This is a genomic window from Phenylobacterium sp. (assembly GCF_016124325.1).
GTDB lineage: Bacteria > Pseudomonadota > Alphaproteobacteria > Caulobacterales > Caulobacteraceae > Phenylobacterium.
Map to the genome: position 1 here is coordinate 151,309 of NZ_WGNY01000011.1, position 19,678 is coordinate 170,986.

General features: G+C 71.2%; 21 protein-coding genes. 10 read left to right on the plus strand and 11 right to left on the minus strand.

All coding sequences use genetic code 11. The features are described from left to right. Window positions 1-9: 9 nt before the first annotated feature. The 6 genes from GC203_RS05815 (at window position 10) to GC203_RS05840 (ending at window position 5,871) form a co-directional block, all read left to right on the plus strand. Window positions 10-240: a DUF6489 family protein gene (locus GC203_RS05815; protein ID WP_293452300.1), complete on the plus strand. Its 231-nt coding sequence runs from the start codon at window positions 10-12 to the stop codon at window positions 238-240. After that, window positions 237-1,574, plus strand: a complete 1,338-nt coding sequence (mnmE, locus tag GC203_RS05820; protein ID WP_293452302.1) for a tRNA uridine-5-carboxymethylaminomethyl(34) synthesis GTPase MnmE — start codon at window positions 237-239, stop codon at window positions 1,572-1,574. The genes GC203_RS05815 and mnmE overlap by 4 nt, the downstream gene beginning before the upstream one ends. Before the next feature lie 114 nt (window positions 1,575-1,688). Further along, complete coding sequence (mnmG, locus tag GC203_RS05825; RefSeq protein ID WP_293452305.1) at window positions 1,689-3,566, plus strand: tRNA uridine-5-carboxymethylaminomethyl(34) synthesis enzyme MnmG; 1,878 nt, start codon at window positions 1,689-1,691, stop codon at window positions 3,564-3,566. Further along, complete coding sequence (gene rsmG, locus GC203_RS05830) at window positions 3,544-4,191, plus strand: 16S rRNA (guanine(527)-N(7))-methyltransferase RsmG (RefSeq protein ID WP_293452309.1); 648 nt, start codon at window positions 3,544-3,546, stop codon at window positions 4,189-4,191. Before mnmG ends, rsmG begins: the two co-directional genes overlap by 23 nt. Beyond that, complete coding sequence (locus GC203_RS05835) at window positions 4,181-5,002, plus strand: ParA family protein (RefSeq protein ID WP_293452311.1); 822 nt, start codon at window positions 4,181-4,183, stop codon at window positions 5,000-5,002. The genes rsmG and GC203_RS05835 overlap by 11 nt, the downstream gene beginning before the upstream one ends. Continuing rightward, a complete protein-coding gene (locus GC203_RS05840) occupies window positions 5,002-5,871 on the plus strand; it encodes a ParB/RepB/Spo0J family partition protein (protein ID WP_293452313.1) in 870 nt (289 codons plus the stop codon). Before GC203_RS05835 ends, GC203_RS05840 begins: the two co-directional genes overlap by 1 nt. Here the strand turns inward: GC203_RS05840 and GC203_RS05845 are convergent. The 5 genes from GC203_RS05845 to GC203_RS05865 all read right to left on the minus strand — a co-directional run bounded on the left by GC203_RS05845 (window position 5,868) and on the right by GC203_RS05865 (window position 11,701). Then, a complete protein-coding gene (locus tag GC203_RS05845) occupies window positions 5,868-6,869 on the minus strand; it encodes an alpha/beta hydrolase (protein ID WP_293452315.1) in 1,002 nt (333 codons plus the stop codon). The genes GC203_RS05840 and GC203_RS05845 overlap by 4 nt on opposite strands. A 153-nt stretch (window positions 6,870-7,022) precedes the next feature. Beyond that, window positions 7,023-8,075, minus strand: coding sequence for a DNA polymerase III subunit delta (gene holA / locus GC203_RS05850; RefSeq protein ID WP_293452318.1), 1,053 nt, complete (start codon window positions 8,073-8,075; stop codon window positions 7,023-7,025). A gap of 19 nt (window positions 8,076-8,094) precedes the next feature. Then, window positions 8,095-8,610 (minus strand): LPS assembly lipoprotein LptE, encoded by a 516-nt coding sequence (lptE, locus tag GC203_RS05855; protein WP_293452321.1) that lies wholly within the window; start codon window positions 8,608-8,610, stop codon window positions 8,095-8,097. A 5-nt stretch (window positions 8,611-8,615) separates the two neighbouring features. Beyond that, window positions 8,616-11,177 carry a leucine--tRNA ligase gene (gene leuS, locus GC203_RS05860; protein WP_293452324.1) on the minus strand — a complete coding sequence of 854 codons (2,562 nt, stop codon included), beginning with the start codon at window positions 11,175-11,177 and terminating at the stop codon, window positions 8,616-8,618. Window positions 11,178-11,260: 83 nt separating this feature from the next. Further along, window positions 11,261-11,701 carry a DUF3576 domain-containing protein gene (locus GC203_RS05865; protein WP_293452327.1) on the minus strand — a complete coding sequence of 147 codons (441 nt, stop codon included), beginning with the start codon at window positions 11,699-11,701 and terminating at the stop codon, window positions 11,261-11,263. Window positions 11,702-11,992: 291 nt separating this feature from the next. Between GC203_RS05865 and GC203_RS05870 the strand changes: the two genes are divergently transcribed. Continuing rightward, window positions 11,993-12,376: an NtrZ family periplasmic regulatory protein gene (locus tag GC203_RS05870; protein WP_293452330.1), complete on the plus strand. Its 384-nt coding sequence runs from the start codon at window positions 11,993-11,995 to the stop codon at window positions 12,374-12,376. Here GC203_RS05870 and GC203_RS05875 read toward each other — a convergent pair. Beyond that, window positions 12,373-12,906, minus strand: coding sequence for a thiamine phosphate synthase (locus tag GC203_RS05875; RefSeq protein ID WP_293452332.1), 534 nt, complete (start codon window positions 12,904-12,906; stop codon window positions 12,373-12,375). The genes GC203_RS05870 and GC203_RS05875 overlap by 4 nt on opposite strands. A gap of 79 nt (window positions 12,907-12,985) precedes the next feature. Here GC203_RS05875 and GC203_RS05880 point away from each other — a divergent pair, with 79 nt between their 5' ends. Beyond that, window positions 12,986-13,657, plus strand: coding sequence for a YggS family pyridoxal phosphate-dependent enzyme (locus tag GC203_RS05880; RefSeq protein ID WP_293452335.1), 672 nt, complete (start codon window positions 12,986-12,988; stop codon window positions 13,655-13,657). On the opposite strand, the gene GC203_RS05885 is transcribed toward GC203_RS05880, so the two are convergent. After that, entirely contained in the window at window positions 13,647-14,150 is a 504-nt protein-coding gene (locus GC203_RS05885; protein WP_293452338.1) for a L,D-transpeptidase family protein, read from the minus strand. The genes GC203_RS05880 and GC203_RS05885 overlap by 11 nt on opposite strands. Before the next feature lie 54 nt (window positions 14,151-14,204). Here GC203_RS05885 and GC203_RS05890 point away from each other — a divergent pair, with 54 nt between their 5' ends. Next, on the plus strand, window positions 14,205-14,888 hold the full coding sequence (locus GC203_RS05890) for a response regulator transcription factor (RefSeq protein ID WP_293452341.1): 684 nt from the start codon (window positions 14,205-14,207) through the stop codon (window positions 14,886-14,888). Window positions 14,889-15,064: 176 nt separating this feature from the next. Here GC203_RS05890 and GC203_RS05895 read toward each other — a convergent pair whose 3' ends face one another. The 4 genes from GC203_RS05895 to GC203_RS05910 form a co-directional block, all read right to left on the minus strand. Continuing rightward, window positions 15,065-15,871 (minus strand): exodeoxyribonuclease III, encoded by an 807-nt coding sequence (locus GC203_RS05895; RefSeq protein ID WP_293452344.1) that lies wholly within the window; start codon window positions 15,869-15,871, stop codon window positions 15,065-15,067. Between the two features lie 217 nt (window positions 15,872-16,088). Next, complete coding sequence (locus tag GC203_RS05900) at window positions 16,089-16,733, minus strand: outer-membrane lipoprotein carrier protein LolA (RefSeq protein WP_293452347.1); 645 nt, start codon at window positions 16,731-16,733, stop codon at window positions 16,089-16,091. 68 nt (window positions 16,734-16,801) lie between these two features. Further along, entirely contained in the window at window positions 16,802-17,680 is an 879-nt protein-coding gene (locus GC203_RS05905; RefSeq protein ID WP_293452349.1) for an alpha/beta hydrolase, read from the minus strand. A 40-nt stretch (window positions 17,681-17,720) separates the two neighbouring features. Continuing rightward, window positions 17,721-18,989, minus strand: coding sequence for an MFS transporter (locus tag GC203_RS05910; RefSeq protein ID WP_293452351.1), 1,269 nt, complete (start codon window positions 18,987-18,989; stop codon window positions 17,721-17,723). Window positions 18,990-19,062: 73 nt separating this feature from the next. Here GC203_RS05910 and GC203_RS05915 point away from each other — a divergent pair, with 73 nt between their 5' ends. After that, window positions 19,063-19,671, plus strand: coding sequence for a TetR/AcrR family transcriptional regulator (locus GC203_RS05915; RefSeq protein WP_293452354.1), 609 nt, complete (start codon window positions 19,063-19,065; stop codon window positions 19,669-19,671). Window positions 19,672-19,678 lie beyond the last annotated feature (7 nt).

The window sequence follows — 19,678 nt, forward strand, 5'->3', positions numbered from 1 at the left end:
CCAGACGTCATGAAGATGACCATCGAGGTGGATTGCAGCCCGGAAGAAGCTCGGCGGTTCCTCGGTCTGCCGGATGTCAGCGCGCTGAACGATCATCTCGTCGCCGAGATGAGCAAACGGATCGACGCCAACATTTCGATGCTGAATCCCGAGGAGTTCATGAAGAACTGGATGACCCTGGGCGCGGGCGCCCAGGAGCAGTTCCGCAGGTTCATGGAAGCCGCCACCACCCGCAAATGAGCGACACCATCTATGCGCCCGCCACGGCTGCGGGCCGGGCGGCGGTCGCGGTGGTGCGGATCTCGGGCCCGCGGACGCGCGAGGCCCTCGACCTTCTGGCCGGCGGCGTGCCGCCAGCCCGGCGCGCGACGCTGCGGGCGCTGACCGATGCGATGGGCGAGCCCATCGACGAGGCGCTGATCCTCTTCTTCCAGGGACCGGCCAGCTACACCGGCGAGGACATGGCCGAGCTGCAGGTCCACGGCGGGACGGCGGTGATGGCGGCGATGATCGAGGCCCTGGGCGAAATGGGTCTGCGGCTGGCCGAACCGGGGGAGTTCACCCGCCGTGCGTTCGAGCGCGGCAAGCTCGACCTCGCCCAGGCCGAGGCCGTGGCCGACCTCGTGGACGCCGAGACCGAGGCGCAGCGGCGCCAGGCCATCGAACAGCTCGGCGGCCGCCTGTCCGACGCCCAGGCCCGCTGGGGCGAGGCGCTCACCGAGGCCTTGGCCATGCTGGAGGCGGCGGTCGACTTTCCCGACGAGGAGGTGCCCCACGACGTGGCGGCGCGGGCGCGGCCGGTGCTGGAGGCGCTGGTGGCCGAGCTGGAGACGGCGGCGGCCGACGCTGAGCGGGGCGAGCGCATCCGCGAGGGCTATCGGATCGCCCTGATCGGCGCGCCCAATGCCGGCAAGAGCACCTTGCTGAACGCCCTGGCGCGGCGCGAGGCGGCGATCGTGACCGCCACGCCCGGCACCACGCGGGACATCATCGAGGTCCCCATGGTCCTGGCCGGCTACAAGGCGGTGGTGGCCGACACGGCGGGGCTGCGGGAGACGGGCGACGAGATCGAAGCGGAGGGCGTGCGCCGCGCGCGGGCCTGGGCGGCTGGGGCCGACCTGCGCCTGTGGCTGGTGGACGGCTCCAGCGGCGAAATCCCCACCCTGCCCATGGAGCTGAGGCCGGACGACCTGTGCCTGATCACCAAGCGCGACCTGCCGGGCGGCGGCGCCGGCGGCTGGGCGGCGGGGCAGGCGAGGCGGCTCGGGTTGGGGAGCGCGGAGATCACCGCCAAGGGGCCGGGCGACCTCGACTGGCTGCAATCCACCCTGGAGGAGCGGGTTATCGACGCCCTGGCGGGGGCGGAGCCGCCCGCGGCGACACGGATCCGGCATCAGGAGCTGCTGACCGAGGCGGCCGACCGGCTGCGCCACGCGCTCTTGCAGGACGAGCACCTCGAGCTGGCCGCGGAGGACGTGCGGCTGGCGGCCCGGGCGCTTCACCGGATCACCGGGCGGATCGACCCGGAGCAGGTTCTGGGCCGGATCTTCTCCACCTTCTGCATCGGCAAGTGAGGCCGATGTTTCACGTGAAACACTGAGCGGGGCCCGGCCGCGCCCGGGCTGCATCGCCGCAGCGGCCTTGTTTCACGTGAAACATCGGCCGCCTTGGACTATATGGGCGGCTCCATGGCCCGGCCCGAAAACACCAGCCCGCAAGGCGATTGGGATGTGATCGTCATCGGCGGCGGACACGCCGGCTGCGAGGCCGCCGCCGCCGCCGCGCGTTTCGGCGCGCGCACCCTGCTGCTGACGCACAAGGTCGAGACCATCGGCGAGATGAGCTGCAACCCGGCCATCGGCGGGCTCGGCAAGGGCCACCTCGTCCGCGAGATCGATGCGCTCGACGGGGTGATGGGCCGGCTGGCCGATGTCGCCGGCATCCAGTTCCGCATGCTCAACCGTTCGCGGGGCGCCGCCGTCCGCGGTCCGCGAACCCAGATCGACCGGAAACGCTACCGCGAGGCCATGCAGGCCGAGCTGGCGGCGACGCCCGGCCTGGAGATCCGGGCCGAGGCGGTCGAGGACCTGATCGTCGAGGGCGGCCGCGTCGCCGGCGTCGTGGGCGCGACCGGCGAGGCCTATCGCGCCGGGCGCGTGGTGCTCACCACGGGCACCTTCCTGAAGGGCGTGATCCACCAGGGCGAGCTGCGCATCCCGGCGGGCAGGGTGGGCGACGCCCCGGCGATCGGGCTTTCCGACCGGCTCTATGCGCTGGGCCTGGCCATGGGGCGGCTCAAGACCGGCACGCCGGCCCGGCTCGACGGGCGCACCATCGCCTGGGACCGCCTGGAGATGCAGGCGGCCGACGACGAGCCGATCCCGTTCTCGTTCCTCACCGAGGCGATCGTAACGCCGCAGATCCAGTGCGGGATCACCTACACCACCGAGGAGACCCATCGGATCATCGCCGAGCGACTGGGCGAGAGCGCCGTCTATGGCGGCCGGGTCTCCGGGCGGGGCCCGCGCTACTGCCCCTCCATCGAGGACAAGGTGGTGCGGTTCCGCGACAAGACCAGCCACCAGATCTTCCTCGAGCCCGAGGGCCTCGACGACGACACGGTCTATCCGAACGGGATCTCGACCTCGGTCTCGGCCGAGACCCAGGACCTGTTCCTGCGGACCATCCCGGGCCTGGAGCAGGTGGTCGTGAAGCGCCACGGCTATGCGATCGAATACGACTATGTCGATCCGCGCGAGCTGTTCCCGACCCTGGAGGCCAAGCGCCTGCCGGGCCTTTACCTCGCCGGCCAGATCAACGGCACCACGGGCTACGAGGAGGCGGGGGCCCAGGGCCTCGTCGCCGGCCTCAACGCCGCGCGGGCGGCCTCGGGCGCCGCCCCGGCCCAGTTCGCCCGCGACGAGGGCTACATCGGCGTGCTGATCGACGACCTCGTGACCCGGGGCGTCACCGAGCCCTATCGGATGTTCACCAGCAGGGCCGAGTTCCGCCTGACGCTGCGGGCCGACAACGCCGACCAGCGGCTGACCGGCCGGGGGATCGAGCTCGGCGTCGTGGGCTCGGATCGCGCGCGGGCGTTTCACGTGAAACAGGCCGCCCTGGCCGACGCCCGGGCCCAGGCCCGCGCGCTCACCCTCACGCCCGCCGAGGCCGCCCGGGCCGGCCTGCCGGTCAAGGCCGACGGCCAGCGCCGCGACCTCGTCCAGCTGCTGGCCTATCCCACCATCGGCTTCGACGACCTGGCCCGGGTCTGGCCCCACATCCAGGAATGGCCGGGCGCCGTGCGCGAGCAGATCGAGATCGACGCGGCCTATCACGGCTACCTCGACCGCCAGGCGGCCGACGCCGAGGCCTTCCGCCGCGACGAGGACCTGCGCCTGTCGCCCGACCTTGACTACTCCGCCATCGGCGGCCTCTCGAACGAGGTGCGCGAAAAGCTCTCCGCCGTGCGCCCGCTGACCCTGGGCCAGGCGGCCCGCATCGAAGGCGTCACCCCCGGCGCGCTCACGGCCCTGCTCGCCCATGTCCGTCGCCGCGCAGCCTGAGGCCCCGGTGTCCGACGCCGCGTCGTTCGCGGCCGTCAGCGGGGCCACGCCGGCGCAGGTCGCCGACCTCGACCGGTTCCGCGTCATGCTGGCCGACTGGAATGAGCGAATGAACCTCGTGGGCCCGGCCACGCTGCCCGACTTCTGGAACCGCCACGCCTGGGACTCGGCTCAGCTCCTGAAGCTCGCGCCCGACGCTCTCACCTGGGCCGACCTCGGCGCCGGCGCGGGCCTTCCCGGCCTGGTGTTGGCGATCCTGGGCAAGGGCCGGCCTGGCTTTCACGTCCACCTCGTCGAGAGCATGGCCAAGCGCTGCCGGTTCCTGTCGGAAGCGGTCGCGGCCCTCGACTTGCCGGCCACGGTCCACAACGCGCGTGCGGAAAACCTCGCTCTGTCTGTGGACATCGTCACCGCGCGGGCTTGCGCGCCGCTGGCTCGCCTGCTGGGGTATGCCCGGCCCTACCTCAAGGCGGGGGCGACGGGCTTGTTCCTCAAGGGGCAAGATGTAGGGGCTGAGCTTCAGGACGCGTCAAAATCCTGGGATTTTGAAGCCGATACTGTACCCTCGGCGAGTGACGAAAGGGGCCGGATCGTGCGCGTGAGGAAGCTTCGTCGTGCCCGGTAGGACTGATCCGGGCCTACGCATCCTGGTGGTGGCGAACCAGAAGGGCGGGGTGGGCAAGACCACCACCGCGATCAATCTGGGCACGGCCCTGGCCGCGGTAGGCGAAAACGTCCTGTTGATCGACTCCGACCCGCAGGGCAACGCCTCCACCGGCCTGGGGATCGGCCGGGCGCAGCGTAAGACCACCCTCTACGATGTGCTGATGGGCGAGCGGGAGGTCCTGGACGCGGTGGTGAAGACCTCCGTGCCCGGCCTCGAAGTGGTGCCGTCGGATCCCGACCTCTCGGGCGTGGAGCTGGAGCTGGGGCAGGAGGCGCGCCGTTCGTTCCGTCTGCGCGACGCGCTCGCGCCGCTGAAGGCCGGCCGGGGCTACACCTATGTGCTGATCGACTGCCCGCCGTCGCTGAACCTGCTGACGGTCAACGCCATGGCGGCCGCCGACGCCGTGCTGGTGCCGTTGCAGTGCGAGTTCTTCGCACTCGAAGGCCTGTCACAGCTCATGCGCACCATCGATCTCGTGCGGGCCAGCCTGAACCCGGGCCTGGAGCTGCAGGGCGTGGTGCTGACCATGTACGACCGGCGCAATTCGCTGTCGTCGCAGGTGGCGCACGACGTGCGCAGCCACTTCGGTGAAACGGTCTACCAGACGGTGATCCCACGGAACGTTCGGGTGTCGGAGGCGCCGTCGTTCGGCAAACCGGCGCTGGTCTATGATCTGCGCTGCGCCGGCAGCCAGGCCTATTTGAAGCTGGCGCGCGAAGTGGTGCTGCGTGAGCGCAAGCGCCGCGCCGAGCGCCTGGAGTTGAGCTGATGGCGGAGAACAGGACCCGCGGGCTGGGCCGCGGACTTTCGGCCCTGCTGGGCGAGGTCGAGGACATCGCTCACGCCGTGCCGCCCGACGAGGGCGTGCGCGATATCCCGATCGAGCTGGTCCACGGCAACCCCGGACAGCCGCGCCGCATCTTCGGCGAGGCCGAGCTGGCCGAGCTGGAGGCTTCGATCCGGGAGTCGGGTGTTCTGCAGCCGATCCTGGTCCGGCCGTCGGCGCGGTCCGAAGGCGAGTTCGAGATCGTCGCGGGCGAGCGGCGCTGGCGCGCGGCCCAAAGGGCGGGCCTGGCCTCGGTGCCGGCCCTGGTGCGGCCGCTCAGCGACCTCGAGGCGTTCAAGATCGCAATCGTCGAGAACGTCCAGCGCGCCGACCTGAATCCCATCGAAGAGGCGCGCGCCTATGTGACGCTGATGGGGCAGGCCGAACAGACCCAGGAAGAGGTGGCCGCCCTCGTCGGCAAGTCGCGCAGCCACGTGGCCAACACCATGCGCCTGGCGCAGCTGCCCGAGGACGTGCAGGAGCATCTGCTGGCCGGCCGACTGACCGCCGGACACGGCCGCGCGCTGCTTTCCGCCGAAAACCCTCGTCAGCTTGCCGAACTTGCCGTCACAAAGCAGCTGTCGGTCCGCGAAGTGGAGGGGCTCGCGCGTCAGAACGTTACCGCGCCGAAAAAGGCCTCCGGCCCGCGCAAGGCGAAGGACGCGGACACCGCCGCCTTGGAAGCCGACCTCGAGGAAGCGCTGGGCATGGGCGTCGACATCGCCGACCGTGGCGGCGCGGGCGAGATCAAGATCAGGTACGCCAGCCTCGAACAGCTCGACGAGATCTGCCGCCGCCTGACGCGCCGCTAGCGACCCTTCCTGGCCCGCGCGGCCGCCACGACCTCGTTGACGGCGTCGATGACCGCCTGGGGCTTCTCGGCCCAGATGTAGTGACCGGCGTCCACGTGGCGGTTCTCGCCGCGCGTCGAGAGCGCGGCGGCCTCGTCGTGCATGGCGCTCCAGACCTTGGCCGCCGCTTCGCGCTCCTCCGGCGAGCTGCCGAGCGCCCGGGCCGTGCCGTCGGCCGTGAGCACGATCAGCGGCAGGTCGCCCAGCGGGCGGGCCGCCGTATCGATCTGATCGGAGTCGGCGCCGGGCATGGACTCCACCTCCGACATCAGGTTGGCGAGGCGCGCGGGATCGGTCCGCCACGCCGCCAGGGTCGCGCGCCACGGCTCGGGCAGGTTGGACGGCGGCGCGGGGAAGCAGGCCGCGTACGCCGCGCCGTCCTCGGGTTTCAGCTCGCCCGCCACCAGCTGGTCCACGCACTTGCGCCGGCCGGCCATGCGCGCCGCGTCCCGGGCGGTGGAGGCGGGCGCGACGGCGGCGAACCGGTCCTGCTGGTGCGGATTGGAGGGATCGACCATGACGACGCCGGCCACCTCCTTGCGATGGCGCGAGGCGTAGAGGCGCACGTCCAGGCCCGCCATGGAGTGGCCGACCAGCACGAACGGACCCTTCAATCCAGCCGCCTTCAGCATGGCGCGCTCGTCGGCGACGATCGCGGCGGTGGTGCGGGGCAGGGGCCCGGGATCGCTCCATTCGTTGCCGGGCCGGTCGAAGGCGCAGACCTTGGTGGTCTCGGCCAGGGTGGGATGGATCTGGGCCCAGACGCTGGCGCCCGAGCCGTAGCCGGCGTCCAGCACCACCACGGGCGAGCCCTCGCCGAGGCAAAGCAGGTTCATCTTCCGCCCGTCGGGCAGAGTGACCAGCTTCGCTGGCTGGCGGTAGGTCTCCGGCGGCAAGGGCGGCGCGGCCAGCGCGGACGAGGCGGCCAGCACGGCCGCGATGAAGACTTTCGGGATCATGGCGTCCCTCCCCGAAGGGAGCCTAGAGCCTTCCCGGATCAGGTGGAATCACCTGATCCGGACGAGAAGGCTCCATATTCAGGAGTTCAGAGCCCGTCCGGGCGGGTGAACCGGCATCCACTTCACCCTGACCGGCTCTGGCGCTCTGGCCGGTCAGAGTCCCAGGCGCCGCGCGCGGCTGGCGACGGTCAGCGCCAGCCGTTCGGCGATGAGGCGGTCGGGCGACCCGGCCGTCTTGCAGGCGCGGTCGGCCGCCAGCACCTCGGGCTGGATGCGGTCGAGTTCGTCGAGGTTCCAGGCCCGCGCCTGGCGCAGGAACTCGCGTTCCTGCTTCCAGAACACGCCGGAGGCTTTGGCCGCCTCCTGCAGGCCCGCGCCGTTGGCGGCCAAGGTCAGGGCCTTGCGCAGGCGCCCAAGATGGACGCCCACGGCGCGAACCGCCGCGGGGCCGCTCTCGCCCTCCTGGGCCGCGCGGCGCAGGCCGGCCTGCGCCTCGGCGATCCGCCCGCCGAAGGCGTCGGCCGCCGCGTCGAGCAGCGAGGCCTCGGGCTCCACGCCCAGGAACGGCTCCAGATCCGCGGGCGTTGCCGTCATGCTGCTGCCCGGGCCGAGATAGAGCGCCAGCCGCTCGATCTCCTGGCGCGCGACGCCGCGTTCCCTGGGCAGCCGGGCCACGAACATGGCCAGGGCCTCGGCGTTCAGCGCCACCTGGTCCTGGGCCAGGGTCTCGCGCACCAGCCGGGCCACGTCTCCGGGCTCGTCCTCGTAGCAGGGGATGGCCGCCGCCCCGGCCGCCTTCTCGGCCGCCTTCCTCAGCGCCGAGTCCCGGCCGAGGTTGCCGGCTTCGATCACGCACGCGGCGTCCGGATTGAGCTCGCCGGCGGCGTGGCGGGTCAGGGCTTCCGCCACCGCCTTGTCCACAGCCGCCTTGCCGTCGGCAAGCCGCACGCGCACCAGGCGCCGGCCGCCCATCAGCGACTGGGCGGCGAGTTCGGCCTCGAGGCGGGCGCCGTCGTCGGCGAGGTCGGCCTCGCTGATCAGCGCCACGTCGAAGGGATCGTCGGGATCGCGAACCAGCTTCGCGGCCAGCTGCCGGGCGCGGTCTCGCACCACGCCCAGGTCGCGGCCATAGATCAGGACGGCGCGGATGGCCGGATCGGGCTTCGCGAGGAAACGCTCGATGTCGGGCCGCCGGCTGAGGATCATCCTCGCGCCCCTCCTGGGGCTACTTCTGCGCCTTGGCCGTGTGGCCGCCGTTGGCGAGCCAGACGGCGAGCTCCAGCTCGATGCGCCGGGCGGCCTCCTCGGCGGCGCGGTCCTGCGCGTCCTGCTGGGCCGAGATCGAGGCGTAGGGCTGGTCGGCGGAGTCGTAGGTGAGTTCGACGCGCACCTGGCCGGACTTGGCGACGGCGCCCGAGGGCAGGGCCTTCAGCGTGTAGCCGGTGGTCAGCACGTATTCGTAGCGGGTGGCCACGTTGTCGACCCGCACGCCGCGCGGATAGCGGGCCTCGGCGATGGTCAGGGCCATCTCGTAGGCGGGCGCAGCGCCGTGATCCTTCACGAAGGCGTCGTCGAGGTGCTGGCGCAGCAGGTAGCCGGTGCGGCCCGCCGGGGCGTCGACCTGGATCGCCGCGAGGTTCTTCACCACCGCGTCCTGGGCGTACAGAGGCTGGAAGCCCGCGCAGCCGGACAGCGCCATGGCGGCGACCGCGGCCAGCGGGGCGAGGGCGAGAACGCGCATCGGCCTCATGCCGCCACGATGTTGACGATGCGATCCTTCACCACGATCACCTTGCGGATTGTCAGGCCCTCAAGGCGCCGTGCGATCTCGGGATCGTCAAGCACGATCTTCTCCACATCGGCCGGTTCGGCCCCGGCCGGCGCGGTGATCTCGCCGCGCCGCTTGCCGTTGACCTGCACGGGCAGCACCTTGACGGCGTCTTCGGTCAGGGCCGGGTCGAAGCCGGGCCATTCGGCCTCGACGACCATACCCCTCCCGCCGATGCGGGCCCAGCACTCCTCGGCCAGATGCGGCGTGAACGGCGCGATCAGGCGGGCGAAGGCCAGCAGGGCCTCCTGGCGGGCCGCCAGCAGTGCGGGCGATGCGCCCTTGGCGGGATTGGCCTTCAGCAGGTTCAGGAACTCGTAGAGGCGCGCGATGCCGGAATTGAACCGGAAGGTGTCGATCGCCTCGGTCACCTGCTTCACCAGCTTGTGCGTCGCCCGGCGCAGCTCGGGCTCGGGCTCTGCCGCCCCGACCTCCGCCGGCTGGCTGTCGAACTCGTCCCAGACGCGGTTGACGAAGCGCCAGGCGCCCTGGACCCCGCCGCTCGTCCACTGGACGTCGCGCTCGGGCGGGCTGTCGGACATCACGAACAGGCGGGCGGCGTCCACGCCATAGACGTCGAAGATCTCCTCGGGCGCCACGGTGTTGCGCTTGGACTTCGACATCTTCTCGGAATCGCCGATCGTCACCGGCTCGCCGTTCGCGCCCAGGGTCGCGCGGCGGGTATTGCCCACCACCTCGATCTCGACTTCCTTCGGCTCGACCCACTCGCCGTTCTGCCGCCGGTAGGTCTCATGGGTGACCATGCCCTGGGTGAACAAGCCGGCGAAGGGCTCGCGCACCGACAGCTGGCCGTCGTCGGCCAGGGCCTTGGTGACGAAACGGGCGTAGAGCAGGTGCAGCACCGCATGCTCGATGCCGCCGATGTACTGGTCGACGGGCAGCCAGTAGTCGGCCGCCGCCTTGTCGATGGGCTCCTCGGCGTGCGGATTGGCGAAGCGCGCGAAGTACCAGGAGCTGTCGACGAAGGTGTCCAGCGTGTCGGTCTCGCGCGTGGCGGGCCCGCCGCAGGTGGGGCAGGTCGTGTGCTTCCAGGTCGGGTGCCGATCCAGAGCATTGCCGGCCTTGGAGAACTCGATGTCATCCGGGTGGGCGACCGGCAGGGCCGACTTGGGCAACGGAACCACGCCGCACTTTTCGCAATGCACGACGGGGATCGGGCAGCCCCACGCGCGCTGGCGCGAAACGCCCCAGTCGCGCAGGCGGAACACCGTCGCGCCGTCGCCATCGCCCTGGGCCTCGATCCGCGCGATGGCGGCGGCCTTTGCGGCCTCGACGTCCATGCCGTCCAGGAAGTCCGAGTTGAAGATCGCGCCCGGACCCACGTAGGCCTCGTCGCCCACCTCGAAGCTCGCCGCGTCCTCGCCGGCCGGCAGGACGACGGGCTTCACGGGCAGGCCGTACTTGCGGGCGAAGTCCAGGTCGCGCTGGTCGTGCGCCGGGCAGGCGAAGATCGCGCCCGTGCCGTAGTCCATCAGGATGAAGTTGGCGATCCAGACCGGCAGCTCCCAGTTCGGATCGAACGGGTGCTTCACCTTCAGGCCGGTGTCGTAGCCGATCTTCTCGGCGGTCTCGATCTCGGCCTCGGTCGCCGCGCCCTTGCGGCATTCGGCGATGAAGGCCGCGGCCTTGGGGTCCTTCGCCGCGACGGCTTCGGCCAGCGGGTGGTCGGCGGCCACGCCCACGAAGCTGGCGCCGAACAGGGTGTCGGGGCGGGTGGTGTAGACCTCCAGGCCCTCGGCCGGGCCCTCGCCGGCGAAATGGAACCGGAACTTCAGGCCCTTGGAGCGCCCGATCCAGTTCTCCTGCATGACCCGCACCTTCTCGGGCCAGCGGTCCAGGGTCGCCAGGTCGTCGGTCAGCTGGTCGGCGTAGTCGGTGATGCGCATCGCCCACTGGTTCAGCTTGCGCTTCTCGACCACCGCGCCCGAACGCCAGCCGCGGCCGTCGACCACCTGCTCGTTGGCCAGCACGGTCTGGTCGACCGGGTCCCAGTTGACGACGCTTTCCTTGCGGTAGACCAGGCCGCGTTCGTACAGGTCCAGGAACCAGGCCTGCTGCTTGCCGTAGTATTCGACGTCGCAGGTGGCGAACTCGCGCGACCAGTCGATGCTGAGGCCCAGTTCCTTCAGCTCGGCCCGCATCCGGGCGATGTTCTCGTAGGTCCAGGCCTTGGGATCGACGCCGCGTTCCATGGCGGCGTTCTCGGCCGGCAGGCCGAAGGCGTCCCAGCCCATGGGGTGCAGCACCGAGAAGCCGCGGGCGCGCTTGAAGCGCGCGATGACATCGCCCAGCGAATAGTTGCGCACATGGCCCATGTGCAGGCGTCCCGACGGGTACGGGAACATCTCCAGCACGTAGTACTTGGGCCTGGCGGGATCGGCGACCGCGCGGAAGGAGTCGGCGTCGGCCCAGGCCTGACGCCACTTCGGCTCGGTTTCCTTCGGATTGTAACGTGCCATGACGGCGGCCTTTGACGGGGGTTGGACTTCCGGTCAACGGCCTTTCATGCCGGGCGCGTCGACAGTCGAACGGGTCGCGGGGCTCAGCCCCGGATGTTCGAAAGTCGAAGCTGGCGGGCGCGCGTCAGGATCGAATTCTCGATGTCGGTCTCGGTCTGCGAGGCCGTCGGCGCATCCACCCAATTGCCGGAGGCGTCGCGGTTCTGCTTGAAGACGGCCACGTTCAGGCCGTCCGCGCGCAGCCGCGCATCCAGGATGTAGACGGTGCACTTGAAGCGCTCGTCGGGCTTTTCGGGGTTGGCGTACCAGTCGGTGACGATCACGCCGCCGTAGGGGTCCGCCGACTGCAGCGGCATGAAGGCCAGGGTGTCGAGGGCCGCGCGCCACAGATAGCCGTTGACGCCGATCGCCGCGGCGTTGTCGCCCGGGGCGCGCACCTTGTTCTTGCCGGTGAAGGGCAGGCTGCCGCAGGCGCCGACCGAGATCAGGCTGACCGCCGCCGTCGCCATCAGCAGGCCACGCATCCGATTACCGCGCACAAACGGCATATGCATCCGTCTCCAATGAATTCCGCAGCGTCGAGCGCCACGGCGCCGCCCCGCGCCGGCGCCCTCTATAACAATGCGATGATTGGCGCCAAACAGGAATCGCGTGGCAGCGCCGCCACAGGCGCCTGCCATCTTGCTGTATGGCGGCCCGTGGAAGGCGAGTCCTGTTGACCGCAAATCACCACCGACTTTAATCGGCTGGCAATCGCGAGGCCGTGCTATCTGGTCGGGTCGCGATTGGTGACCGTTGGGGCTATATAGAGACCGATGTCCAAGGTCCGCACGTGCGTAATGATCGTCGTGGCCGCGCTGGCAAGCGCGGCGGCGAACGGCGCGTGGGCGGCCGACAAGGGCAAGACGGTCGACTTCACGGTCCGCTCCGAGCCCGCCACGGCGGCGCCCGACGCCGGCCGGCTGTTCCGCTGGGACGCCAGCAAGGGCCGCTTCGGCATCACGGTGAACCTGCAGCAGCCCTCCGAACGGCCCTCGACGCTCAACGACGTCCAGGCTGGGGCCTTCTTCCGGATCACGCCGTCGCTTCGGGTCGGCGGCTCGGTGGCCCTGGGCGACCAGGAGTTGACGCCGCGGGCCAATGCGGCGCGACCGGCCGACGCCCCCAAGGTCCGCCTCGAGACGAATTTCAAGTTCTAGCCGGCCAGGCCATCCACGGCCGCCAGTCCGATCAGGCCCGCGTCGAGCAGACGGCGGGCCGTTTTGTTGTCGATGCCTCCGAGCGCATAGACGGGCCGTCCGCACGCACGCGCCAGGGCCGCCAGCCGAACCGGCCCCAGCGCCGGCCCCGCCGAGGCGCTGCGCGACGGAAAGGCCACCGAAACCACCACGGCGTCGCCCGAGGCGCGCCGGGCGGCCGACAGGGAATGGGCGGCGCTGGTCACGATCCAGCCGGGACGAGACCGCTTGAGCGCCCGCGCGCGCCAGGCCTGGGCCTCAGGCAGGTGCGCGCCGTCGGCGCCGATGCGGGCGGCCAGCGCCGCGTCGCGTCCGATCAGCAGCTTGAGGCCGCGGGCTTGCGCGATCGCCAGCAGCGCCCGGGCCTGGCGCTCGGCGTCGGGCGCGCCGAAGTGGCGATAGACGACGGCCGAGCCCCGGGGCAGGCGCCGCGCCACGGCGGCGGGATCCGGGGTCCGCTTGGGATCGGTGAAGAACAGCAGGGGCGGCAAAGTCCCGCGAAGCGGTTTCCACCGGGGCCGCCGGCGCGCTAGGAGACGGGCCGTCCTCTGCAAGGTCCAGAACCCGGAAATGGCCGAACTCCCCGACGCCGCTGCCTACGCCGATGTGGTGGCCCGGATCGCCCGCGCCGCGCAAGCCGCCGGTCGCGATCCGGCCGATGTGACCCTGGTCGCCGTCTCCAAGCAGCAGCCCTGGGAGGCGGTCGCGCCGGTCCTGGCCGCCGGCCAGCGGGTGTTCGGCGAGAACCGGGTGCAGGAGGCGATGGCCCGCTGGGCCGAGCGGCGCGGCGAGATCGAGCTGCGCCTGATCGGACCGCTGCAGACCAACAAGGCGCGCGAGGCGGTGGCCTTCTTCGACGTGATCGAAACCCTCGACCGCGAGAAGCTGGCCCGCGTGCTGGCCGACGAGGCCCAGAAGCAGGGTCGGACGCCGCGGCTCTACATCCAGGTGAACACGGGCGAGGAGCCGCAGAAGGCGGGCGTGGTCCCGCCCGAGGCCGACGCCTTCATCGCCGCCTGCCGGGCGACGTACGGCCTCGAGCCGGAGGGCCTGATGTGCATTCCGCCCGAGGCTGAGCCGCCGGGCCCGCACTTCGCCCTGCTGGCGAAGATCGCCGCGCGCAATGGCCTGGCGAAGCTCTCGATGGGCATGAGCGGCGACTTCGAGACGGCCATCCGCTTCGGCGCCACCAGCGTGCGCGTGGGCTCGGCGGTGTTCGGGGCGCGGACGCCTAGAGCCTGATCTCGACCGCGTCGCCCGGCCGGACCTGGTCGAGCAGGTCCTCCAGATCCTCGCGGGTCACGGCCACGCAGCCGGCGGTGGGCGCGTAGTCGGGCCGGGCGATGTGCAGGAAGATCGCCGAGCCCAGGCCCGGGACGACCGGGTCGTCGTTGTGCCCCAGCACCACGACGATGTCGTAGCCGGCGTCCTCCCGCCACAGATGCTCGGCGCTGGCGGGATAGGGCAGCTTCACGTGGCGATTGTAGGCGGGGTCGGCCGGGTCGTCGCACCAGCCGTCGTCCTCGGCCAGGCAATGGACGCGGATCTCCGTGGCCGGCGGCGGCCCGCGGTCGGGTCGGTACCAGACCTCGCGGATCGGCCAGACGCCGGCCGGCGTCGCCCCGTCGCCCTCGCGCTTTTTCGCGGCCGGCACGACCCCGGCGGGGCCCAGCGCGCAGCGGACCTTGCGGTCGCCCAGGTCCAGCTGGCCATCGGCGGTGACGATGAAGATCACGGTCGTCTCGATTCCCTTTGGCGCGACGCGGCCAGATAGTGTTTCTTGCCGCTTATGGCTCAGCGCAAGACCCTCCTTATCGTCGACGACGACCAGGACCTTCGCGGGGCGGTGGCCGAGCAGCTCGAGGCCGAGAGCTTCCAGACCCTTGAGGCGGCGACGGCGGGCGAGGGCGTCCGCATGGCGCGCGACCGGAAGCCCGACCTGATCCTGCTCGACGTCGACCTGCCCGACATGGACGGCCGCGAGGCCTGCCGGCGCCTGCGCGAGGACGGGGTGATGACGCCGGTCATCATGCTGACCGCCGCAGCGGGCGACGACGACACGGTCCAGGGGCTGGACGCCGGCGCCAACGACTATGTGACCAAGCCCTACAAGTTCGCGGTGCTGCTGGCCCGCATCCGCGCCCAGCTGCGCGACTACGAACATTCCGAGGGCGCGGTCTTCCGCCTGGGCGCTTACGAGTTCAGGCCGGCCGCCAAGGTGCTGGTGGACGAGCGGGGCAAGAAGATCCGCCTGACGGAGAAGGAAACCAACATCCTGAAGTACCTCTACCGCGCCGGCGAGAAGGCCGTGTCGCGCGAGGAGCTGCTGGCCGAGGTGTGGGGCTACAACGCCGGCGTCACCACCCACACGCTGGAGACCCACGTCTACCGCCTGCGCCAGAAGATCGAGCCCGATCCGGCCAATGCGCGGCTGCTGCTGACCGAGGCGGGCGGCTACAAGTTGGCGCCTTAGCCTTCCTTTCCCGTCGAGCGGGAAAGGGGGACCATCCGCCGAGCGAAGCGGAGAGTGGATGGTGGAAAGGGCAAGCGGCAGGCCGCAGCACATGGGGCCTTCCCTCTCCACCATCGGCTCTACGGCCTCTGGCCTCGGCCGACGGTCCCCCTCTCCCACGTCGTGGGAAAGGAAGGTTAGAGCACCAAATCCGCGCTCACAGGGGCGTGGTCGCTGGGCCGCTCCCATTCGCGCACGTCATCGTGCACCCGGCTGGCCGCCGCGCCCAGGCGGAAGGCGGCGTCGCGCAGGCCGGGGCTGACCAGGATGTGGTCCAGCCGCAGGCCGCGGTTGGAGGCGCGGAAGTCGGCGGCGCGATAGCTCCACCACGAGAACATCTTCTGTGGGTCGGGCGTGGCCTCGCGCGGCAGGTCGATCAGCTGGCCGGCCGCCTTCATCGCATAGAAGGCCTCCACCTCGACCGGCGTGTGGCTGACCACCTTGGACATGTACTTGTGATTCCAGACGTCGCCCTCGCTGGGCGCGACGTTCAGGTCGCCCACGATCGCCAGCGCCGCCTTGGGATCGCGCCGCCCGAGCTCGGCCGTCAGCTTCTCGTAGAAGTCCAGCTTGTGGTCGAACTTCGGATTTTCTTCGCGGTCGGGGATGTCGCCGCCGGCGGGAATGTAGAAGTTCTGGATCTCGACCCCGGCCACCTTCACGCCCACGCAGCGCGCGTGCCCCTCGCGGCAGACGTCGAGCGGGGCGGGGTCCTCGATCGGCAGGCGCGAGGCGATCGCCACCCCGTGCCAGCCCTTCTGGCCGGCGATCTTCAGGTGCGGCAGCCCCATCTCCTCGAAGGCGGCGCGAGGGAACTCGCCCTCGCGGCACTTGATCTCCTGCATGCACAGGACGTCGGGCGCCTGTTCGGCGACGAAGCGCGCGGCCTGCTCGGCGCGCAGGCGGACGGAGTTGACGTTCCAGGTGCAGATCCGAAGGCGCATCGGGGCTTCTTAAGCGCTTGCGGCGCGAAAGAAAGCCCGGGCGCCTCGCAGCGCCCGGGCTGTGTCAGTTGTCTCTCATGCCGCGGCCGGGAGGGGATAGGTTCCGGCACGGATTTCGTCCGAACGACCGGCGTCCGAACGACGTAGTGACAATATCGCCACACCGAAGCAGTTTGTCAAAGGACTTTCGCGGCAAAGCTTGCGTGTGTCAGTTTTATCACACCTTGCCTCGCCCCACGTTCTTCGGGCGGGGGTCCTCCAGAACGAACAGCTTCTTGGCGAGGCCGCGTGCAGGTTGCAGGTCGATGAGTTGCACGCGCGTGGGCCGCCCCTGGGCGTCGGTCACCGTCCAACCCTCCAGCGCCAGCGGCGCATCGTGGAAGGTGAGGGTGATCTCGCCGGCCGTCTCCTTCTTGCCGTCGCGCGCGGTGATCGAGAAGCCGTTCGCCATCCGCTGGACGCGCGCGATGGCGACGCCCTTGTCGAGACGGATCGTCTTCGCCAGGAAGAGCGACAGCGGCGTCGCGCCCAGCGGGTAGCGGTCGAAGGTCTTCAGCCGCGTGTCCTGCACCGAAACGATGTCGCCGTCCGAGACGACCAGCAGGCCCGACGGCGGATCGTAGTCGAACCGCGCCTTGCCCGGCCGCTTCAGATAGACCGCGCCGGTGGTGGCGCGGCCGCGGGCGTCGGTCTGGACGAACTTGGCCTTGGCCTCGGTCAGGCCTTCGAGATAGGCGACGGCGCGGTCGACCAGGGCCTGGTCGGCAGGGGCGAGCCCGGCCGCCGCCGCGGGCCGCGCCAACGTCGCGGCCAGGGGCGCGGCGAGGGCGGCGAGCGCGAGGGATCGGCGGGTTACGGTCATTCGGCAGGGCTCCTTCAAGTTCGGGCTAGCGCGCCAAGGCGGCGGCAATGGGGCCTGCCCTGAACGCATCAGCCGCCGGCGAGGTCCCCGATCACGGCGCGCACGATGTCGGGGCGTTCCATCGGAAGGAAGTGCGTCGTGCCGGGAACGGTCTCGACGGTGAGCTGCGGATTGGCCGCCAGCTCCTCCAGATTGTCGTCGATCCGGGCGGTCGAGCCTGTCTCGGCGCGCAGCATGCGGACGGGGCGACGGATGGCGCGGATCGCAGCCCAGGCGTCGTAGCCGTGGATCCGGAAATTGGAAGCTTCCCAGGCCGGGGCGCAGGACAATGTCACCTGCCCATCGGCGGTGTCGCGGAAGCCGCCCTCCACGTAGTCGGCGAGCTGTTCGGGGCTCCAAGAGCGGAAGGCGCCGCGGCCCGTGTAGGCCGCGGCCGCGGCGGCCTTGTCGGGGAAGACGGCGCGTCGCCGGTCCGCGCCCTGCGCCAGGGGATTGTCGCCCGACTGCTCGCGGGCGGCCCGGGCGTGGTCGAAGAGCACGGGGTCGAACAGGGCCAGCGCCTTGACCCGCGCCGGCTCGACGGCGGCGGCCAGCAGGCAGGTGGTAGCGCCCATGGAGTGCCCGGCGAGGACCACGGGCCCCTCCGTCTCCGCCGCCAGCAGGGCGAGCAGGTCGTCCCGGTACTGGTTCCAGCCGCCATGATCCTCCACCACGGCGGGAAGGGTCGAACCGCCGTGGCCGCGCAGGTCCAGCGCCAGCACCCGCAGGCGCGGGGCCAGCGGCGCCAGGATGGTGCGGTAGGTGCGCGCGTTGAAGCCGTTGGCGTGGGAGAAGACCACGTCGACCGGCCGGTCCGGCGGCCCGAAGTCGAGCACGGCCATCGCCCCGCCGCGGGCGGGCAGTTCGATCCGCCGCGCGCGCGGCTCGTACGTCGTCAGCGAATTCATGCCTCCTCCCTAGCCCGATGACCCGGGGGCAGAGAAGGGCTCACGCCGTCGCGGCGGGCGCGGGGCGGCGGATGGCCAGGGCGGCGAGGCCCGCCACCACCGCCAGCAGGCCGGCGATGACGAAGCTCTCCAGATAGCGACCCTGCAGCTCGCGCAGCACGCCGGCCCCGAACGCGGCGCTGGCCGCGCCCATCTGATGGCCCAGCGCCACCCAGCCGAAGACAATGGGCCCGTTGCGCTCGCCAAAGGTCGCATTGGCGATCCCGACCGTCGGCGGCACCGTGGCCAGCCAGTCGAGGCCGTAGAACACCGCGAAGACCGACAGGCTCACGAGGTCGAAGTCCAGGAATGGCAGGGCCACGAGCGCCAGGCCCCGGAGGCCGTAGTAGACGAACAGCAGCTTGCGCGGGTCGTAGCGGTCGGTCAGCCAGCCTGAGGCGGTGGTGCCCACCATGTCGCACGCGCCCATGGCCGCCAACAGCGCGCCCGCCTGGACCAGCGCCAGGCCGCGGTCCCCGCAGAACGAGATCAGGTGGGTGCCGACGAGGCCGTTGGTGGTGAAGCCGCAGACGAAGAAGGTGGCGAACAGCAGCCAGAAGGTCGAGGTGCGGGCCGCGTCGCGCAGCACGCAGAACGCCAGCCGGATGGCCGCCAGCGGATGCGCCGGCGGCGGCGCGGCCTCGACGACGTCGGCCCCGTACGCCGGTTGGCCGATGTCGGACGGCCGCTCGGGCATCAGCAGCAGCACCAGCGGGACCAGCGCGCCGGCCGCCAGCGACACCGCGATGGCCACGGGCCGCCAGCCGCCTCTTTCGGCGAGGGCGGCCATGGCCGGCAGGAAGACGAGCGAACCGGTGGCCGTCGAGGCGCTGAGCAGGCCCATGACCAGTCCGCGCCGGGCGACGAACCAGCGATTGACCACCGTCGCGCCCATCGAAAGGGCGACGGCGCCCGAGCCCAACCCCGACAGGACGCCCCAGGTGGCGACGTACTGCCAGGGCTCGCGCATCCCGAGGCTCAGCGCCGTGGAACCGCTCATCAGGACCAGCCCGGCCACCAGCGTGCGCCTCAGGCCCAGGGTCTGCATCAGGGCGGCGGCGAAAGGCCCCACGAGGCCGTAGAGCAGAATCCCGACGGCGGCCCCGGCCGACAGCCAGCCCCGGTCCCATCCGAAGGCCGAGTGCAGCGGGCTCAGCAGCACGCCGGGCGCCGAGCGCAGACCGGCCGCCGCCAGCAGGGCGAGGAAGGTGACCGCCGCGACGACCCAGGCGTAGCCCTGGCCAAACGGACGCTTCGAGGCTATCGTCATGTGACAGACCGGTACGTTTCCAAATTGGTCCGCCACCAATCGTACCGATCGGTAACGAGGTCAACGCGAGAAGATGTCCGCCGCCAAGCCAGAAAACCTGAAGGCCGCCGACCGCATCCTGGCCACCGCGCAGGAGCTGTTCTACCGCGAAGGGGCGCGGGCGATCGGCGTCGACGAGATCGTCCAGCGGGCCGGCGCCACCAAGCCCAGTCTCTACCGGGCGTTCGGCTCCAAGGACCAGCTCATCGCGGCCTATCTGGAAGGCGAGCGGGCGCGGTCGATGGCCTATTTCGACGAGGCCGCCGCGGAGCATCCGGGCGACGCCCGCGCCCAGCTGCTGGCTTATTTCGACGCCCTGGGCCGCCGCGCGTCGCGCGACGGCTATCGCGGCTGCGGCCTCAGCAATGCGGCGGTGGAATACCCCGACCCGAAGCACCCCGGCCACAAGGTGGCCCTGGCGCACAAGACCGAGGTCCGCGAGCGGTTGCGCGACCTGGCCCGCGCCCTTGGGGCGCGCAAGCCGAAGAAGCTGGCCGACAGCCTGCTGCTGTTGATCGAGGGGGTCTATGTCACCGGCCAGGTCTTCGGCGGCGACGGGCCGGCCAAGGCGGTGCGCGGCGCGGCCGCGGCGCTCATCGACGCCCACCGGGCGGAGCCGGCCGGCGACGAGCCGGAGGCCTGAGCCGCGG

What these genes read in the sequence shown, in the direction of transcription:
- GC203_RS05815 (WP_293452300.1), top strand. Translation starts at nt 10, where the DNA reads ATGAAGATGACCATCGAGGTGGATTGCAGCCCGGAAGAAGCTCGGCGG.
- mnmE (WP_293452302.1), top strand. Translation starts at nt 237, where the DNA reads ATGAGCGACACCATCTATGCGCCCGCCACGGCTGCGGGCCGGGCGGCG.
- mnmG (WP_293452305.1), top strand. Translation starts at nt 1,689, where the DNA reads ATGGCCCGGCCCGAAAACACCAGCCCGCAAGGCGATTGGGATGTGATC.
- rsmG (WP_293452309.1), top strand. Translation starts at nt 3,544, where the DNA reads ATGTCCGTCGCCGCGCAGCCTGAGGCCCCGGTGTCCGACGCCGCGTCG.
- GC203_RS05840 (WP_293452313.1), top strand. Translation starts at nt 5,002, where the DNA reads ATGGCGGAGAACAGGACCCGCGGGCTGGGCCGCGGACTTTCGGCCCTG.
- GC203_RS05845 (WP_293452315.1), bottom strand. Translation starts at nt 6,869, where the DNA reads ATGATCCCGAAAGTCTTCATCGCGGCCGTGCTGGCCGCCTCGTCCGCG.
- holA (WP_293452318.1), bottom strand. Translation starts at nt 8,075, where the DNA reads ATGATCCTCAGCCGGCGGCCCGACATCGAGCGTTTCCTCGCGAAGCCC.
- lptE (WP_293452321.1), bottom strand. Translation starts at nt 8,610, where the DNA reads ATGCGCGTTCTCGCCCTCGCCCCGCTGGCCGCGGTCGCCGCCATGGCG.
- leuS (WP_293452324.1), bottom strand. Translation starts at nt 11,177, where the DNA reads ATGGCACGTTACAATCCGAAGGAAACCGAGCCGAAGTGGCGTCAGGCC.
- GC203_RS05865 (WP_293452327.1), bottom strand. Translation starts at nt 11,701, where the DNA reads ATGCGTGGCCTGCTGATGGCGACGGCGGCGGTCAGCCTGATCTCGGTC.
- GC203_RS05870 (WP_293452330.1), top strand. Translation starts at nt 11,993, where the DNA reads ATGTCCAAGGTCCGCACGTGCGTAATGATCGTCGTGGCCGCGCTGGCA.
- GC203_RS05880 (WP_293452335.1), top strand. Translation starts at nt 12,986, where the DNA reads ATGGCCGAACTCCCCGACGCCGCTGCCTACGCCGATGTGGTGGCCCGG.
- GC203_RS05890 (WP_293452341.1), top strand. Translation starts at nt 14,205, where the DNA reads ATGGCTCAGCGCAAGACCCTCCTTATCGTCGACGACGACCAGGACCTT.
- GC203_RS05895 (WP_293452344.1), bottom strand. Translation starts at nt 15,871, where the DNA reads ATGCGCCTTCGGATCTGCACCTGGAACGTCAACTCCGTCCGCCTGCGC.
- GC203_RS05900 (WP_293452347.1), bottom strand. Translation starts at nt 16,733, where the DNA reads ATGACCGTAACCCGCCGATCCCTCGCGCTCGCCGCCCTCGCCGCGCCC.
- GC203_RS05905 (WP_293452349.1), bottom strand. Translation starts at nt 17,680, where the DNA reads ATGAATTCGCTGACGACGTACGAGCCGCGCGCGCGGCGGATCGAACTG.
- GC203_RS05910 (WP_293452351.1), bottom strand. Translation starts at nt 18,989, where the DNA reads ATGACGATAGCCTCGAAGCGTCCGTTTGGCCAGGGCTACGCCTGGGTC.
- GC203_RS05915 (WP_293452354.1), top strand. Translation starts at nt 19,063, where the DNA reads ATGTCCGCCGCCAAGCCAGAAAACCTGAAGGCCGCCGACCGCATCCTG.